At 73.0% G+C, this 16,676-nt stretch carries 15 protein-coding genes and 1 pseudogene; 7 read left to right on the top strand and 9 right to left on the bottom strand.

Translation table 11 applies throughout. The annotated features are described in order from the left end of the window. Positions 1–320, bottom strand: a pseudogene (locus tag EUA98_RS18040) (cell filamentation protein Fic); the annotation flags it as partial. 72 nt (positions 321–392) lie between these two features. On the opposite strand from EUA98_RS18040, the gene EUA98_RS18035 reads away from it, so the two are divergent. Continuing rightward, the gene (locus tag EUA98_RS18035; RefSeq protein ID WP_130104083.1) at positions 393–1,784 is read left to right on the top strand and encodes an NAD-dependent malic enzyme; all 1,392 of its coding nucleotides are present in this window, start codon (positions 393–395) and stop codon (positions 1,782–1,784) included. Between the two features lie 155 nt (positions 1,785–1,939). On the opposite strand, the gene EUA98_RS18030 is transcribed toward EUA98_RS18035, so the two are convergent. After that, positions 1,940–3,016, bottom strand: a complete 1,077-nt coding sequence (locus EUA98_RS18030) for an NADH:flavin oxidoreductase/NADH oxidase (RefSeq protein ID WP_130104082.1) — start codon at positions 3,014–3,016, stop codon at positions 1,940–1,942. A 92-nt stretch (positions 3,017–3,108) separates the two neighbouring features. Between EUA98_RS18030 and EUA98_RS18025 the strand changes: the two genes are divergently transcribed. The 3 genes from EUA98_RS18025 (at position 3,109) to acs (ending at position 6,824) form a co-directional block, all read left to right on the top strand. Next, positions 3,109–3,951 carry a formate/nitrite transporter family protein gene (locus tag EUA98_RS18025; protein ID WP_130104081.1) on the top strand — a complete coding sequence of 281 codons (843 nt, stop codon included), beginning with the start codon at positions 3,109–3,111 and terminating at the stop codon, positions 3,949–3,951. A gap of 104 nt (positions 3,952–4,055) precedes the next feature. Further along, on the top strand, positions 4,056–4,760 hold the full coding sequence (locus tag EUA98_RS19905; protein ID WP_165372895.1) for a hypothetical protein: 705 nt from the start codon (positions 4,056–4,058) through the stop codon (positions 4,758–4,760). Between the two features lie 51 nt (positions 4,761–4,811). Further along, entirely contained in the window at positions 4,812–6,824 is a 2,013-nt protein-coding gene (acs, locus tag EUA98_RS18010; protein ID WP_130104078.1) for an acetate--CoA ligase, read from the top strand. Positions 6,825–6,852: 28 nt separating this feature from the next. Here acs and EUA98_RS18005 read toward each other — a convergent pair whose 3' ends face one another. Next, positions 6,853–7,983 (bottom strand): NAD(P)-binding domain-containing protein, encoded by a 1,131-nt coding sequence (locus EUA98_RS18005; RefSeq protein WP_130104077.1) that lies wholly within the window; start codon positions 7,981–7,983, stop codon positions 6,853–6,855. Between the two features lie 79 nt (positions 7,984–8,062). Between EUA98_RS18005 and mshD the strand changes: the two genes are divergently transcribed. From mshD to EUA98_RS17990, 3 genes are all read left to right on the top strand, one after another. Further along, positions 8,063–9,028, top strand: coding sequence for a mycothiol synthase (gene mshD, locus EUA98_RS18000; protein WP_242511695.1), 966 nt, complete (start codon positions 8,063–8,065; stop codon positions 9,026–9,028). A 60-nt stretch (positions 9,029–9,088) separates the two neighbouring features. Continuing rightward, the gene (locus EUA98_RS17995; RefSeq protein WP_130104075.1) at positions 9,089–11,362 is read left to right on the top strand and encodes an RNA degradosome polyphosphate kinase; all 2,274 of its coding nucleotides are present in this window, start codon (positions 9,089–9,091) and stop codon (positions 11,360–11,362) included. Positions 11,363–11,423: 61 nt separating this feature from the next. After that, positions 11,424–12,410 (top strand): NUDIX hydrolase, encoded by a 987-nt coding sequence (locus EUA98_RS17990; RefSeq protein WP_242511693.1) that lies wholly within the window; start codon positions 11,424–11,426, stop codon positions 12,408–12,410. A 71-nt stretch (positions 12,411–12,481) separates the two neighbouring features. On the opposite strand, the gene EUA98_RS17985 is transcribed toward EUA98_RS17990, so the two are convergent. From EUA98_RS17985 to EUA98_RS19900, 6 genes are all read right to left on the bottom strand, one after another. Further along, positions 12,482–13,483, bottom strand: a complete 1,002-nt coding sequence (locus EUA98_RS17985; RefSeq protein ID WP_130104074.1) for an inorganic phosphate transporter — start codon at positions 13,481–13,483, stop codon at positions 12,482–12,484. A gap of 6 nt (positions 13,484–13,489) precedes the next feature. Beyond that, on the bottom strand, positions 13,490–14,110 hold the full coding sequence (locus tag EUA98_RS17980) for a DUF47 domain-containing protein (RefSeq protein WP_130104073.1): 621 nt from the start codon (positions 14,108–14,110) through the stop codon (positions 13,490–13,492). Between the two features lie 246 nt (positions 14,111–14,356). Continuing rightward, complete coding sequence (locus EUA98_RS17975; protein ID WP_130104084.1) at positions 14,357–14,956, bottom strand: hypothetical protein; 600 nt, start codon at positions 14,954–14,956, stop codon at positions 14,357–14,359. Between the two features lie 120 nt (positions 14,957–15,076). After that, complete coding sequence (locus EUA98_RS17970; RefSeq protein ID WP_130104072.1) at positions 15,077–15,826, bottom strand: nuclease-related domain-containing protein; 750 nt, start codon at positions 15,824–15,826, stop codon at positions 15,077–15,079. 51 nt (positions 15,827–15,877) lie between these two features. After that, complete coding sequence (gene msrB, locus EUA98_RS17965; protein WP_130104071.1) at positions 15,878–16,282, bottom strand: peptide-methionine (R)-S-oxide reductase MsrB; 405 nt, start codon at positions 16,280–16,282, stop codon at positions 15,878–15,880. 178 nt (positions 16,283–16,460) lie between these two features. After that, positions 16,461–16,676, bottom strand: a 216-nt coding sequence (locus EUA98_RS19900) for a hypothetical protein (RefSeq protein ID WP_207219146.1), incomplete at its 5' end; no start/stop codon positions are given.

Raw genomic sequence — 16,676 nt, 5'->3', positions numbered from 1 at the left:
CCGCGCGCCCCGAGCACCGGCATCAGCCGCTCGCCCTCGGCCGCCGCACGCAGGGCGCCGAACGCGAGCCGGCCGGCGCCGTCGGCCGGGACGGGCGCCGCACCCCGGGCGGCATCGCGGAGCACGGTCAGCGGGACGCCGGCTCCCTCGAGCGCCGCGCTCGCGCGGGCCGACCGGACGGTCGCCTCGGCGCGCACCTCGCGCCACCGCCGCCGGAACGCCTCGTGCCAGCGCAGCTCCTCGCATGCCACCCGGGCGCGGGCGACCGCGTCGGCCACCCCCGGCAGCTCGACGAGGGGCAGGAGCGGGTCAGTCGTCACGCCGGTCAGCGTAGGCGAGCGGGCCCCCGGCGAATCGCGCTGGGCTCGCTGCCCCGGTGGCACAATCTGCCCATGACCTCAGCGCCGAGTGTGTCCTCGTCGATCACCACCCGGCTCGAGGTCGAGGCGCGCCCGACCGCCGTCAGCGAGCTCACGACCGCGATCGAACGCGCCGGCGGCATCGTCACCGCGCTCGACGTGACGTCGTCGGCCCATGAGCGGATCACGGTCGACGTGACGTGCGCGACCCGTGGCGAGGAGCACGCCAAGGAGATCGTCGACGCGCTGCGCGCACTGCCGGGGGTCGTCGTCGACCGGGTCAGCGACCGGACGTTCCTGCTGCACCTGGGCGGCAAGCTGTCGATCGAGTCGAAGGTCCCGCTGCGCACGCGCGACGACCTGTCGATGGTCTACACCCCCGGCGTCGCGCGCGTGTGCGAGGCGATCGCGGCCCACCCCGAGGACGCCCGCCGCCTGACCATCAAGCGCAACACCGTCGCCGTGGTCACCGACGGCACCGCGGTGCTCGGCCTGGGCAACCTCGGCCCGCTCGCGGCGCTGCCCGTCATGGAGGGCAAGGCCGTGCTGTTCAAGCGGTTCGCCGGCATCGACGCGTTCCCGATCGCGCTCGACACGACCGACGTCGACCGGATCGTCGACACCGTGGTGGCGATCGCGCCGGTGTTCGCCGGGATCAACCTCGAGGACATCTCGGCCCCCCGCTGCTTCGAGATCGAGCGGCGGCTGCGCGAGCGGCTCGACATCCCGGTCTTCCACGACGACCAGCACGGCACCGCGATCGTCGTCGTGGCCGCGCTGACCAATGCGCTGCGGGTGGTCGGCAAGCAGCTGCCCGACGTGCGGATCCTGCTCTCGGGCGCGGGCGCTGCCGGGACCGCGGTCCTCAAGCTGCTGCTCGCGGCCGGCGCGCGGGACGTGGTCGTGGCCGACGTCGACGGGGTCGTGCACGCGGCCCGGCCCGGCCTCGCGCACGAGCTGGTCTGGACCGCCGAGCACACCAACCCGCGGGGCGTGACGGGGACGCTGGTCGGGGCCCTGGCCGGCATGGACGTGTTCATCGGGGTGTCCGCGCCGGACGTCCTCACGGGCGACGACGTCGCGACGATGGCCCCCGACTCGATCGTCTTCGCCCTGGCCAACCCGCGCCCCGAGGTCGACCCGGTCGACGCCGCGAAGCACGCCGCCGTCGTCGGTACGGGCCGGTCCGACTTCGCCAACCAGATCAACAACGTGCTCGCGTTCCCGGGCGTGTTCCGCGGACTGCTCGACGCACGCTCGCACCGGATCACCGAGTCCATGCTGCTCGCGGCGGCAAGGGCGCTCGCGTCGACCGTCACGGACGACGAGCTGAACGCGACCTACATCGTGCCGAGCGTGTTCCACCCGGACGTCACGACCGTGGTCGCCGCCGCCGTCGAGAAGGCCGCCCGAGACGACACCTGACCCACCCCACCCCGACCGACCCCGACCCCCCGACCCCGACCCCCCGACCCGGACCCGCCGACCCGGACGCCGAGTGCGGTCGATCTGCTGGTGAACGGCCGAACGGAGGAACCGTTCGCCCGCACTCGCGGAGAGTCAGGAGGGGTTGGCGGGGGTCAGCGCCAGGCGCCTCGGACGTACTGGGGCTGCCAGTTGGCCTCGGCCAGGGGGACGCCGAGGTCGTGGGCGGCGCGGAGGGGGAACATCGGGTCGCGCAGGGCAGCGCGACCGAGGAAGACGGCGTCCGCCGCGCCGTCGACCAGCACCTGCTCGGCCTGGTGCGGGGTCGTGATCAGCCCGACGGCACCGACCGGCAGGCCGGACCCCTCCCGCACCGCCCGGGCCGCCGGCACCTGGTAGCCGGGTCCGATCGGGATCTGGGCCGGCACGTTGCCCCCGGAGGACACGTCCACGAGGTCGACCCCGTGCGCGGCGAGCTCCTTGGCGACCTGGGTCACCTCGTCCACCGTGAGTCCACCGGCGGTCCAGTCGGTCGCGGAGAACCGCACGAAGAGCGGCTTGTGCTGCGGCCAGACGGCGCGGACGGCGTCGACCACCTCGACGACCAGCCGGGCCCGGTTCTCGAGCGAGCCGCCGTACTCGTCGGTGCGGTCGTTCGACAGCGGGGACAGGAACTCGTGCAGCAGGTAGCCGTGCGCGGCGTGGACCTCGACGACGTCGAAGCCCGCGTCGTCGGCGCGTGCGGCCGCGGCGGCGAAGTCCCGCGGCAGCGCAGTGATCTGCGCGGACGTCATGGCCGACGGCGCGGCGTACCCCGGGAACGGTTCGCCGGAGGGCGCGAGCGCGGGCCAGCCGCCGTCGGCCACCGGGATCGAGCCGCTCGGGGCCGCCCAGGGCGCATAGGTCGAGGCCTTGCGCCCCGCGTGCGCGAGCTGGATCCCGGCCAGCGCGCCGCGCGCATGGACGAAGTCGACGATGCGAGCCCAGGCGACCGCCTGCTCGTCCGACCAGAGCCCGGCGTCCTGCGGCGTGATGCGGCCCTCGGGCACGACGGCGGCGGCCTCGGCCAGCACCAGGGCGAACCCGCCGGCCGCGCGCGCCCCGAGGTGCATGAGGTGCCAGTCGTTCGGCATCCCGTCGATCGCGGAGTACTGGCACATCGGGGCGAGCCAGAGGCGGTTGGCGAACGTGGTGCCCCGCAGGGTCAGGGGCTCGAACAGGAGACTGGTCACATCTGGCCAACCTGCGCACCGGCGGAGCGCATTCCCGGGCCTTGGTCCCGATCGACGCCGTCGGACGTGGGGGAGCCTGGAGTGTGCTGACAATGAGCGAAACCATGGACTCGCAGGTCCACTACGCCGCGAAGAAGGTGGCCTCCACGCGCCGCCCGGTCGCCTACCTCGTGCAGGCGGCCCTGGCCGGCTCGTACATCGGGATCGCCGTCGTGCTGATGGTGAGCGCCGCCGGTGGGCTCCTGGCCGAGGGGTCGCCGTGGACCAAGCTGGTCCAGGGCCTCGTCTTCGGCGTGGCGCTGACCCTGGTCTTCACCGCGGGCGGTGAGCTCGCGACGTCGAACATGATGACCCTCACCCAGGGGGCGATCGGCCGCACGATCGGCTGGCGACCGGCCGCCGGGACCCTGGCGTTCTCGTTCGTCGGCAACCTCGTCGGTGCGTTCATCTTCGCGTTCATGGTGCACTCGTCCGGCGTGCTCGCACCCGAGACCCCGGCCGGGGCGATGATCGCCAGCATGCTCGAGGGCAAGTCGCACGAGTCGGGCAGCCAGCTGTTCTGGCGCGGGGTGCTCTGCAACATGCTGGTGTGCCTCGCGATGTGGTCGGCGGCCCGGCTGCGCAGCGAGGGCGCCCAGCTCCTGGTGATCTTCTGGTGCCTGCTCGCGTTCATCACGTCGGGCTTCGAGCACGTCGTCGCGAACATGACGACGTTCTCGCTCGGCATCCTCGGCGGCCTGCCGGGCGCGAGCCTGGCGGACTTCGGACGCAACCTGCTGTTCGTCGGCACCGGCAACCTGGTCGGCGGTGCGATCGTGGTCGGCGTGGCCTACGCCGTCATCGCCGGTCGGCCCGTGGTCCCCGTCGCGGCAGCCGCGACCGCCACCGGCCAGGCCGACCTGGCGCGCGCCACCCTCGCGGACCGCGCTTCCTGACCTCCTGACCGGCCCTCGAGGCCCGCACCGAGCGCGCGCTGGCTATGCTGCGCACCAGCGCCACCGCGCCGACCGACACCGCATCACCGTCGAACGGAGCACCGATGAGCACCCCCGAGCAGCCCCAGGACCCGCGCGCCGAACCCGCAGCCACCCCGTCGACCGACCCGCTGACGCCCGACCACGGGCAACCGACCACCCCCGCAACGCCGCCGGCCTCAGCGCCCGACTCGACGCCCGCAGCCCCGCCCGCCGCACCCGGCGAGGCCCTGCGCCGCGACCGCGAGGACCGCACCCCGAGCGTCGACGCGTTCCCCGTCCCGACCGGCCCCCGCACCACCGGGTTCGGCGGGCACCTGCTCGGGATCCTCGTCGGCTTCGCCCTGACGCTGCTCGCCGGGTTCCTCGTCGTGCTCGGACAGTCCCGCATCCTCGCGCAGGGGGTCGGCCGTTCGGACGTGGACCCGGAGACCCTGGGGATCGTCCTGGTCACCCTCGGCGTGCTCCTGGCCGGCCTGATCGTCGTCCTGGGCGTGTGGACCCCCACCGTGCCGTTCACCGGTGGACTGCTCGCGATCCTCGTCGGCGCCGCGTTCCTGTTCGCCCCGGTCCAGGCCCACCGGGAGACCGTGCGGCTGATCTCGACCGAGCAGAACCGGGTCACGGTGCTCAACTCGATCACCGTCGCCACGACCGGCGGACTGTTCCTCACGGGGATCCTCCTGGTGGCCGCGGCGACCGCCCTGTCCCTCGTGCGGCGCCGCGGCCTGGCGCTCGGCGCGTTCCGCGAACAGTCACACGAGGCGTAGCCCGGCACTAGAGTCACCCCACCGGGTCGAGAGACCCGAGCTCACGCAACAATGACGCTGCGCGCTGGAGGAACTGTGACCAAGGACGCCCCGACCTCACCTGGGCCCGACACCACCGAGACACCAGAGCTGCGATTCCCACCGGACCCGGCATTCAGTGCCCAGGCCAACGCCCATCCGGAGATCTACGCGTGGGCCAGCGCCGACCCCGAGCGGTTCTGGGCGGAGCAGGCCCGCGAGCTGATCACCTGGCAGACGCCGTTCACCGAGGTGCTCGACTGGTCGCACGCCCCGGTCGCGCGCTGGTTCGCGGACGGGTCCCTGAACGCCTGCTACAACGCGGTCGACCGCCATGTCGAGGCCGGGAACGGCGATCGGGTCGCGATCTACTTCGAGGGCGAACCCGGCGACACCCGTGCGATCACCTACGCGGACCTGCAGGAAGAGGTCTCCCGCGCGGCGAACGCTCTCGGGGCCCTCGGCGTCACGACGGGCGACCGGGTGGCGGTCTACCTGCCGATGATCCCGGAGGCCGTGATCGCGCTGCTGGCCTGCGCCCGGATCGGTGCGCTGCACTCGGTCGTGTTCGGCGGCTTCTCCGCGGAGGCGCTGCACTCCCGGATCCAGGACGCCGAGGCCAAGCTCGTGATCACGGCCGACGGCGGCTACCGCCGGGGTGCCGCCGTGGCGCTCAAGCCCGCGGTCGACGACGCGCTCGCGAAGGGCGCACCGACGATCCAGCACGTGCTCGTCGTGCGCCGCACCGGCCAGGAGACCGCCTGGACCCCCGGGCGCGACGTGTGGTGGGACGAGGCCCTCGCGGCCGCCTCCCACCAGCACACCCCGGTCTGGGTCGAGGCCGAGCACCCGTTGTTCATCCTCTACACGTCCGGCACGACCGGGAAGCCGAAGGGCATCCTGCACACGACCGGCGGCTACCTCACGCAGGCCGCGTTCACGCACCTGAACGTGTTCGACCTCAAGCCGGCCACCGACGTCTACTGGTGCACGGCCGACGTCGGCTGGGTCACCGGGCACACCTACGTCGCCTATGCGCCCCTCGTGAACGGCGCGACCCAGGTGATCTACGAGGGCACGCCGGACACCCCGACGCGCGCCCGCTGGTGGGAGATCGTCGAGAAGTACAAGGTCTCGATCCTCTACACCGCGCCCACCGCGATCCGCACCTGCATGAAGTGGGGCGAGGAGCACCCTGCGGCGCACGACCTGTCGTCCCTGCGCGTGCTCGGCAGCGTCGGGGAGTCGATCAACCCCGCGGCGTGGACCTGGTATCGCCGGGTCATCGGCTCGGACCTCACCCCGATCGTCGACACGTGGTGGCAGACCGAGACCGGCGCGATGATGATCTCGCCGCTGCCGGGCATCACCTCGCTCAAGCCCGGCTCGGCCCAGACCCCGCTGCCCGGCATCGGCGCCGACGTCGTCGACGACGAGGCACACCCCGTGCCCGACGGCGGCAGCGGCTACCTCGTGGTCTCCCGGCCGTGGCCGGCGATGCTGCGCGGGATCTGGGGTGATCCCGAGCGGTTCCAGGACACCTACTGGTCGCGGTTCGCCGGGCTGTACTTCGCGGGCGACGGCGCCAAGAAGGACGACGACGGCGACATCTGGCTGCTCGGCCGGGTCGACGACGTGATGAACGTGTCCGGGCACCGCCTGAGCACCGCCGAGATCGAGTCGGCCCTGGTCTCGCACCCCTCGGTCGCCGAGGCCGCGGTCGTCGGCGCGGCCGACGAGACGACCGGCCAGGTCGTCGTCGCGTTCGTCATCCTGCGCGGCGGGATCGAGGAGGACGACGGCACGGTCGAGGAGCTCCGGACGCATGTGGCCAAGGAGATCGGACCGATCGCCAAGCCGAAGCGGATCCTCGTGGTCCAGGAGCTGCCCAAGACCCGCTCGGGCAAGATCATGCGCCGCCTGCTGCGCGACGTCGCCGAGCACCGCACGGTGGGTGACGCGACCACGTTGGCCGACTCGTCGGTGATGGCCCTGATCGCCAAGGGCCTGGACAAGCCCCCGCTCACCACGTCCTCGGCCACCTGACCGACCCGGCGCCGGGTGAGCCGACCCGTCAGAGGGCGAGCAGGCGGCGGAGGTTGCGAACCGCTTCCCGGCCTGCTCGCCCGGCGCCGATCGTGCTCGCGCTCGGGCCGTAGCCGACCAGCTGGATCCGCGGGTCGGCGACGACCTGCGGGCCGTCCATCACGATCCCGCCGCCCCGGCCGCGCAGGCCGAGGGGCGAGAGATGGCCCAGGCCGGCCCGGAAGCCGGTGGCCCACAGCAGCACGTCTGCGTGCAGGTGCGCCGGCACCGGCCGGTCCGGGGCCCACGGTCGCGCGACCTGCGGAACCCAGGCGACGCCGTCGGGCTCGATCCGGTCGAACATCGGCAGCGGCGCGAGGACGCCGTCGTCGATCCCGCGGCGGTACTGCTCGGTCAGCGGCAGCCCCGTCACGCCGACCACGCTCCTGGGCGGCAGACCGGCCCGGGTGCGCTCGTCGACCATGGCAACGGCGGCGCGCCCCCACTCCTCGTCGAACGGGCGCGCCAGGAACTCGGGCTGCCGGCGGGTGACCCAGGTCGTGGAGGTGACCGGGGCGAGCTGCAGCAGGAGCTGGACCGCCGACGTGCCGCCGCCCACGACCACCACGTGCCGGCCGCGGAAGTCCGCGGCGGACCGGAAGTCGCGGCTGTGCAGCTGCTCCCCGGCGAACGTCTCGCGCCCCGGGTAGGCCGGCCAGAACGGCTGCTGCCAGGTGCCGGTCGCGTTCACGACCGCACGCGTGAGCCACTCCGCGTGCTCGGTCTCGACGGCCAGCAGCCCGCCCGGGCCGCCGACGTCGCGCACCGCCCGGACCCGCGTCGGGCGCAGCACCGGCAGCGCGAGCTCCCGCTCGTACGCGGCGAAGTACCGCGACACCGCGACGGACGCGCGTTCGCCCGGGTCCACCGCGGGCATCGGCGCGCCGGGGAGCTCGTGCACGCCGTGCGCGTCCTGCATCCGCAGCCAGTCCCACCGGTGCTGCCACGCACCCCCAGGCGCGGGCGCGTCGTCGAGCACCACGAAGCCGCCGACCGCCGGCGGGCGTCCCGGGCCGCGCGGCGCCAGCCGGGCGCGCCGCAGGTGGTACGCCGCGGCGAGCCCGGCCTGGCCGGCACCGATGACGACGACGTCGACGCGCGCACCATAGGAGTCCCTCATCGCCAGTCACAGTGCCACGGCCGTCACCGGTTCGGCCAACCGTCCCGACCGCGCCCGCCCGCGTGGTGAGATGGAAACCATGACCTCTCTCCTCCCGGTCACCCGGCGCGGCCCGCTCGACCCCGCTGCGGTCGCCGAGATCCGCGCCCTCGCGGCCGAGGCCGCGGCCGCCGACGGCGTGGCTCCCCTGTCGGAGAACCCGTTGCTGCACCTCACCGCGGAAGCCGGCACGGTCCATCTGCTGGTGCGCGCCCCGCGGGACGACGTCGATCGCCAGGACGTCGCGAACCCCGACGGCGCCCTGGCCGGGTACGCGCAGCTCGACCTCGGCGCCCCGGGATCGGCGACCGCCGAGATGGTGGTCGCCCCCCGCTTCCGGCGCCGCGGCGTCGGGCGCGTGCTGCTCGAGGCGGCCCGCGGGCTCGCCGCCGAGGACGGCGCGGGGTCCCCGGACGGACGCCAGTTCTCGGTCTGGGCGCACGGGGACCTGCCCGCGGCGCGCGCGTTCGCCGCGAGCGCGGGCCTCGCCGTCGTGCGGGAGCTGCTCTTCCTCAGCCTCGACCTCTCGACGCTGCCGGCCGACGAGGGTGCGCCGACGCCGCGCGGCGTGAGCGTGCGCGCGTTCGTGCCCGGCCAGGACGAGGACGACTGGCGGCGCGCCAACGCGCGCGCGTTCGCCCACCACCCCGAGCAGGGCCGGATCACGCGGCGGGACCTCGATGCGCGGATGGCCGAGCCGTGGTTCGACGCGGCGGGCTTCCTCCTCGCCGAGCGCGACGGCGTCCTGCTCGGCTCGGTCTGGACCAAGGTGCACCCGGCCGACGCGACGCACGAGGCGGCCGGCGAGATCTACGTCGTCGGGGTCGATCCGGACGCCCAGGGCCTCGGGCTCGGTGGCGCGCTGATCCGGCAGGGGCTCGAGCACCTCGCCGGCCGCGGGATCGGCACCGCGATCCTGTACTGCGAGGCGGACAACGAGATCGCGCTGCGTGCGTACGCCCGACTCGGCTTCGCCCGCGCGGGCGTCGACGTGCAGTTCGGCTGACACGCGCCGGGCGGATGGTTCGGCAACCCTGTGTTCACCCAGGAGTGGCACCATGGGCGGATGACTGATCAGCCGACCGCCCGTCCGCGGACCGCGAAGGTGCGCAGGCCCCCGATCGCCGCCGCCGCCGGTCCCGTGCCCACCGTGGCGGAACCGCGCGAAGCCACCAGTGACGTGCGCGCCGCGCTCGGCATCGCCGCCGGGCTGCCCGACGACCGGTTCAGCGATCGCGAGCTCAGCTGGTTGGCGTTCAACCAGCGCGTGCTCGAGCTCGCCGAGGACCCGCACCAGCCGCTGCTCGAACGGGTGCGGTTCCTGGCGATCTTCGCCTCCAACCTCGACGAGTTCTTCATGGTCCGCGTCGCCGGCCTGAAGCGGCGCATCGCGACCGGCCTGGCCGTGACGGCGGCGTCGGGCCTGAGCCCCCGGCAGGTGCTCGAGGTCATCAGCGAGCGCGCCCACGAGCTGATGGACCGCCACGCCCGCGTGTTCGCCGACCAGGTCCAGCCCGCGCTCGCCGCGGAGGGCATCACGCTGGTGCACTGGGACGAGCTCGCCCCGACCGAGCACGAGCGGCTGCACAAGTTCTTCCGCAAGCAGATCTTCCCCGTGCTCACCCCGCTCGCGGTCGACCCGGCGCACCCGTTCCCGTACATCTCCGGGCTCTCGCTCAACCTCGCCGTCGTCGTGCTCAACCCGGCGACCGGCAAGGAGCACTTCGCACGGGTCAAGGTCCCGCCGCTGCTGCCCCGCTTCATCGCCGTCGACGCCCGCGGCCGGCCGAGCGCGCCGGGCGCACCGGGCGCGCAGGCCGAGTCCACGAAGGTCAGCCCGATGTCGTTCGTCCCCGTCGAGGACGTCATCGCCCAGCACCTCGACCAGCTGTTCCCCGGGATGGAGATCGTCGAGCACCACACGTTCCGGGTCACGCGCAACGAGGACGTCGAGGTCGAGGAGGACGACGCCGAGAACCTCCTGCAGGCGATGGAGAAGGAGCTGCTGCGCCGCCGGTTCGGGCCGCCGGTCCGGCTCGAGCTCGCCGAACAGATCCAGCCGCGCATCCGGGACCTGCTCGTGCGCGAGCTCGGGGTCACCGAGGACGAGGTGTACGAGCTGCCGGCCCCGCTCGACCTGACCGGCCTGAACCTCATCGCGGACCTCGACCGCGCCGACCTGAGCTTCCCGCGGTTCGTGCCCGCCACGCACCGCCAGCTCGCCGAGGTCGAGAGCGCCAAGCCGACCGACGTGTTCGCGGCCATCCGCGAGCGTGACATCCTGCTGCACCACCCGTACGACTCGTTCTCGACGTCGGTGCAGACGTTCCTGGCCCAGGCGGCGGCCGACCCGAACGTGCTCGCGATCAAGCAGACCCTGTACCGGACCTCCGGGGACTCGCCCATCATCGATGCGCTGGTCGACGCCGCCGAGGCGGGCAAGCAGGTGCTCGCGCTGGTCGAGATCAAGGCGCGGTTCGACGAGCAGGCGAACATCTCCTGGGCACGCAAGCTCGAGCAGGCCGGCGTGCACGTGGTCTACGGGATCGTCGGCCTCAAGACGCACTGCAAGCTGAGCCTCGTGGTGCGCCAGGAGTCGGACGGCCTGCGCCGGTACTGCCACGTCGGCACGGGGAACTACAACCCCAAGACGGCTCGCCTGTACACCGACCACGGGCTGCTCACCTGCGACCTCGACGTCGGCCAGGACCTCACCCGACTGTTCAACCAGCTGAGCGGATACGCCCCGAAGTCCCGGTTCCACCGGCTGCTGGTCGCGCCGCGCTCGCTGCGCCCGGGCCTGATCGAGCGGATCGACCGGGAGGCGGCGGCGCACGTCGGCGGCCGCCCCGCCTGGATCAAGATCAAGGTCAACTCGATCGTGGACGAGTCCGTCATCGACGCGCTCTACCGGGCGTCCCAGGTCGGGGTGCCGATCGACCTGGTCGTGCGCGGGATCTGCGCGCTGCGCCCCGGCGTCCCGGGCCTGAGCGAGACGATCCGCGTGCGCTCCATCCTCGGCCGGTTCCTCGAGCACTCCCGGATCTTCGCGTTCGCGGACTCCTCCGGGGACGGCCCCGAGGTCTTCATCGGCTCGGCCGACCTGATGCACCGCAACCTCGAGCGCCGCGTCGAGGCCCTCATCCGGGTCGTCGACCCCGAGCAGATCGCCGAGCTCGTCGACCTCAACGACCTCGCCATGAGCAACGGCACGTCGTCGTGGCACCTGCAGCCGGACGGCACCTGGGTCCGGCACCACCTGCGCGAGAACGGCCAGCCGCTCGCCGACCTCCAGGCGTGGCACATCTCGCAGCGCCGTCGCCCGGCCCGGGCACGCTGATGCCGGCCGATCTGCCCGCCGGAGCGGAGCGTTGTCGTCGAACCGGCGATGTGACCTGCCGGTGAGCCGCTCGACCTCCCGCCAGCCGTCCGTGATGGCGGCCGGCGCCCTGGTGTGGCGCAGGGGGCAGGACTCGCTCGAGGTGCTGCTCGTGCACCGGCCGCGCTACCAGGACTGGTCGTGGCCGAAGGGCAAGGTCGACCCCGGCGAGTCGCTTCCCGCGGCCGCCGTCCGGGAGATCAGCGAGGAGACGGGACACGACGTCGTCCTCGGGATGCCGCTGCCCGGCCTGCGGTACCGGTTGACCGACGGTCGGATCAAGCACGTGCGCCTGTGGGCGGCGCGGGTCGCCTCCGAGGCCGACGCACCCGCGCTCGGTGCGCGTGCGGACGTGGTCGCGGCCACGGTCGACGAGATCGACGACATCGCGTGGATGAGCCTCGAGAAGGCCGAGCGGACGCTGACCCGCGCGGCCGACCGCCTCCCCCTCGCCGAGCTCGTGGCGCTGCACGAGAAGGACCGCCTCGACACGAGGGTGCTCGTCGTCGCGCGGCACGCGAAAGCGCAGTCGCGGTCGACCTGGAAGGGCGGCGAGACGGACCGGCCGCTCACCGCCCCCGGGCGGGTGCAGGCCGACTCCCTCGTGCCGGTCCTCGCGGCGTTCGGCGTGCGCGACGTCGTCACGAGCGCCTGGGAGCGGTGCGCGCGCACGATCGAGCCGTACTCGCGCGCGGCCGGCATCGTGCCCGGGTACTCCGACCTGACCGAGGCCGCCCACGAGCGGTCGCCGAGCAAGGTGGCCGGCGAGGTGTGGCGGTTGCTGCAGTCCAACCAGGACGTGGTCATGTGCACGCACCGTCCGGTGCTGCCCACCGTGCTCGACGTGCTGGGGCAGCACTCGCGCCGGTCGGTGGCGAGCACCCTGCCGGCCAAGGACCCGTTCCTGCAGCCCGGCCAGGTGCTCGTCGCGCACGTCGGCCAGACCCCCAAAGGCGCCCGCATCATGGGCGCGGAGCTGCACCGCCCCCCGGTCCCCACCCGCCGCTGACGCTCCGGCTCGGTTCCCCGAGGAATGTGCGCGAAAGAGGCGCGGATTCCTCTGGGAACTGGGCCGACAGGCTAGAGGAAGAGGCTGAAGACCGCGTACATGCCCGCCGCGACCAGGCCCGCCATGGGGATGGTGAGGATCCAGCCGATCCCGATGTTCTTCGCCACGCCCCACCGCACGGCGGACAGGCGTTTGGTCGCGCCGACGCCCATGATCGCCGAGGTGATCGTGTGCGTCGTCGAGATCGGCGCCTGGAACACGAACGCGGTCGTGTAGAGCACCGACGCGGCGACGGTCTCGGCCACGAACCCGCGTGACGGGTCGAGCTCGATGATCTTGCGGCCGAGCGTGCGCATGATGCGCCAGCCGCCGGAGTAGGTACCGAGCGAGATCGCGGTGGCGGCGGCGAGCTTGACCCACAGCGGGATCGCCGACCCCTGCGGCATCAGCCCGCCAGCTACGAGCGCCAGCACGATGACGCCCATGGTCTTCTGCGCGTCCTGCAGTCCGTGGCCCAGCGCCATCGCGGCGGCCGACGCCGTCTGGGCGATCCGGAAGCGGCGCATCGTCTTGGCCGGCGCCATGCTGCGCACGATCCAGAGGACGACGACCATCAGCAGGTAGGCGAGCCCGAACCCGACCAGCGGCGAGATGACCATCGGCAGGACGACCTTGTCGAGGATCACGTTCCAGTGCACGGTGGTCGACGACGCGAGCCCGGCCCCCGTGAGGCCACCGATCAGCGCGTGGGTCGACGACGAGGGCAGCCCGAGCCACCACGTGATGAGGTTCCAGGTGATCGCGCCGATCAGCCCGGCCAGCACGACCGTGAGGCCCTGGACGCCGGACTCGGGCGAGATGTCGATGATGCCGGAGCCGATCGTCAGCGCCACGCCCGTGCCGAGCAGCGCGCCGATCACGTTGAACACGGCCGCCATGATCAGGGCGACCCGGGGGGTCAGCGCCCGGGTCGAGACCGAGGTCGCGATCGCGTTGGCGGCGTCGTGAAATCCGTTGGTGTAGTCGAATCCGAGCGCGACGAGCACGACGATGACGACGAGGACGAGCTCCACCGCTGCTCAGGACTCCTTGAGGGCAATGGTCTCGACGGTGTTCGCCACCGTCTCGAACGCGTCCGCGGCGTCCTCGAGCTTCTCCACGACCTCTTTGAGCTTCATCAGGTGGATCGGGTCGGAGATCTCGTCGAACATCTGCCCGAGCAGCTTGCGGTGCACCTTGTCGGCCTGGTTCTCCAGGCGGTTCACCTCGACCCAGTACGGCGGCAGGTCGGCCATCGAGCGCAGGCGAGGCATCGCGTCGGCGGTCAGCTCGGCCGCACGCTGCAGGACCTGGACCTGCTCGGACACCTGGTCGGGCAGCTCGTCGAGCTTGTACAGCACGATGAGGTCGCCGGCCTCTTCCATGTAGTCCATGCAGTCGTCGAGCGCGGAGGCGAGGTTGTAGATGTCGTCCCGGTCGAACGGGGTCACGAACGTCTTGTTCAGCCGGTGCATGATCGCGTGGGTGGACTCGTCGGCCAGGTGCTCGACGTGGGCGAGCTGCTCGCCGAGGGCGATCCGGCCCGCACGGTCGGCACCGAGCAGCTCGGCGAGCAGGTTCGCGCCGGTGATGAGGTGTTCGGCCGTGACGGCGAACAGATCGAAGAAGGACGTATCGCGCGGTGTCAGGCGCAGGCGCACTGGAGGACTCTCCGAGGGGGACGCTGGGGCGAGCACAGGCCAAAGCAGCGCTCGGGTGAACGCGAAAGCAAACCAGGTCGCACCGCGCGTCCGACGGGCGACGGAAGAACCAGGAACGAAGCGACGTCGGACCGGGAAGCGCCTGTCGGCGCGAAGGCCGCTCGAGGCGGCGATATGTGGAGCCCGGGGCTACCGCGGCCCGACGTCGTCGAACACTCTACGCCCGCGTTTCGGCCGATGCCGGGACTAGTCCAGACGACCGCGGCGCCACAGATCGGCTGCGGCCTCGAGCTCCTCGGCGGTCCGGATGAGCGACGACGCGCCGCGGGTGAGCCGTCGCGCGCCGTCGGGATCGAGGTCCTCGACGCCGTCGGCGTCGAACGCGGCACCGGTGGACAGCACCCGGCAGAACGCCGCACCCCGCTCGAGGGCGACCGCCAGGTCCCCCGCGAACACCCCCGACAGGACCGCATCGGCGACCTGGCGGACGTCGTCGGGCCCGGGGGGCATCGCGACGCCGGCGACCACGCCGGGCACCTGCGCGGTACCCGCTCCGCTGCGATAGCGCTCGGCCACGGTCTCCGGGTCGCGGCGGACCCACTCGCGCAGCACGTACAGCCGCCACAACGCACCGGGCAGCGTCCCGGCGGGGCTGTCGGCCCACAGCGCGGCGAGCTCGTCGAGCCCCTCGGCCTCGACGAGCCGGACCAGGCGCTCGACGACGGCGGGGTCCTCCGAGGCGCGGGCCCGGTGCACGATCGCGCCCGCGGTGGTGTGCGCGATCTCCGACCGCAGCGCAGGGTCGGAGTCCCCCGGCAGCTCGTCGGCGGCGCGCGGGTCGAGCATCGCCGGCCGACGGGGCCTGCTCGTCGCCGGACCGGTCTCAGACATGGAGCCCACCACGAAACGTCATGGTCTCGATTGTCCCCGATCTCGCCGGGTGACCGTCGTCGGTCCGGTCGCGGACTAGACGGTCCAGGTCGAGCGCCGACCCGCGGCGGCCCGGATCGCCTCGACCTTCGTCGCGGCGAGGCGCGGGGGAACCCGACGGAACACGTCCGGGACGTCGTCGCGCACCGTGACGAGAGCGGCCTCGGGCCGCACCGGCGTGGCGAGGATCACCGCGTCGAGGACGATCACGGCGCGCACCTCGACCACCACCCCGGCGGAATTGCGGAGCAGCTCCTCCACCCGGCTCTGCTCGAGCTGGGCATCGCGAAGGTAGTGGGTCGGCCGGCCGTCGATGACGATGCCGGTCCGGCTGAGGCAGGCGGCGGAGCCGGGGTGGGCGTACGACCGGATCGTGTAGACGCCGCCCGGACCGATCAGCAGGTGGTCGAGCAACCCGCCCTGGAGGCCGACCGGGACGTCGTGCAGCACGAGCCAGCCGCTGGGCACGAGACGCTCCAGCCGTGCCCCGAGCGACTCGTCCTGCCTGCTGTGCGCCCCGGGTCGCGCCGTGGAGATCTCGTCGGCGACGAGCTCGTCGAACGCGTCGCGCGGACCGCGCACGACGGGCAGGACGAGCTCGGAGACGTCGGCGCGCAGGTACTCCTGGGCCGCGAGGCGCAGTGCGGCCTCGCCGGTGGGCCGGTCGACCGTGATCTGGCCCGACCGCAGGTCGATCCAGCCCACTCGCTCGCCGGTGTCCTCGGTGACCACCAGGCGGTCGGCGCCGAAACGACGCCAGCGGCGGACGGTCAGCGTCGAGGACATGCTTGTCCTATCGGCAGGTCAGGGCCCGAAGTTCACTGTTCCGGCACAGGTTCATTTGGGGACAGGCTCGAAGGTCAACGAGACCGAGTTCATGCAGAACCGGTCCCCGGTGGGCGTCTGCGGGGCGTCGTCGAACACGTGCCCGAGGTGCGAGCCGCACGTCGCGCAGCGCACCTCCGTGCGTACCGCGCCGAGGCTGCGGTCTTCGATGAGCTCGACGGCGTCACCCGCCAGCGGCGAGTAGAAGCTCGGCCAGCCGCAGTGGGAGTCGAACTTCGTGTCCGACCGGAACAGCTCCGCCTGGCACGCGCGGCACCGGTAGATGCCCTCGCGGTTCTCGCCGAGCAACGCCCCGGTCCAGGGCCGCTCGGTGCTCGCCCGGCGCAGGACGCTGAACTCCTGCGGGTCGAGCTCCAGGCGCCATTCGTCGTCACTACGTTCGACGGGGTAGTTCATGTCCGCGCTCCTTCGGTCGGGGCGGAGCAGCCTGCCGGGGCGGAGCGGCCGTAGCCGCTCGCACCTCGGGTGTGCCGTCCTCTCAGGACCAACCGAACCGAGCGGACGCGGATTCCCGTGCGGGGACCGCAAGCCACACCGCCGAGCGCATCGCAGCGCTCGGCGGGCGGCAGCGTGCTCAGCGCGAGCGGCGACGACCGGCGTCGGACCCGCGGGACATCTCGACGGCGCCGCTGCGGCCACCCGTCGTGGAGGAGTACATGACCGTGGAACCACCCTGGGCGGGACGGCTCGCGCGGGCGGGCTGGCCGGCACCGCGCCCGGCACCGGGCGCGCGCCCCTGACCTGCGGCCGCACCCTGACCGGACCCGCCGCTGGCACCGCCACCACGCCG

It is taken from the genome of Pengzhenrongella frigida, assembly GCF_004168625.1.
Taxonomy (GTDB): domain Bacteria; phylum Actinomycetota; class Actinomycetes; order Actinomycetales; family Cellulomonadaceae; genus Pengzhenrongella; species Pengzhenrongella frigida.
This window is presented reverse-complemented; position numbering and strand designations above follow the sequence as displayed.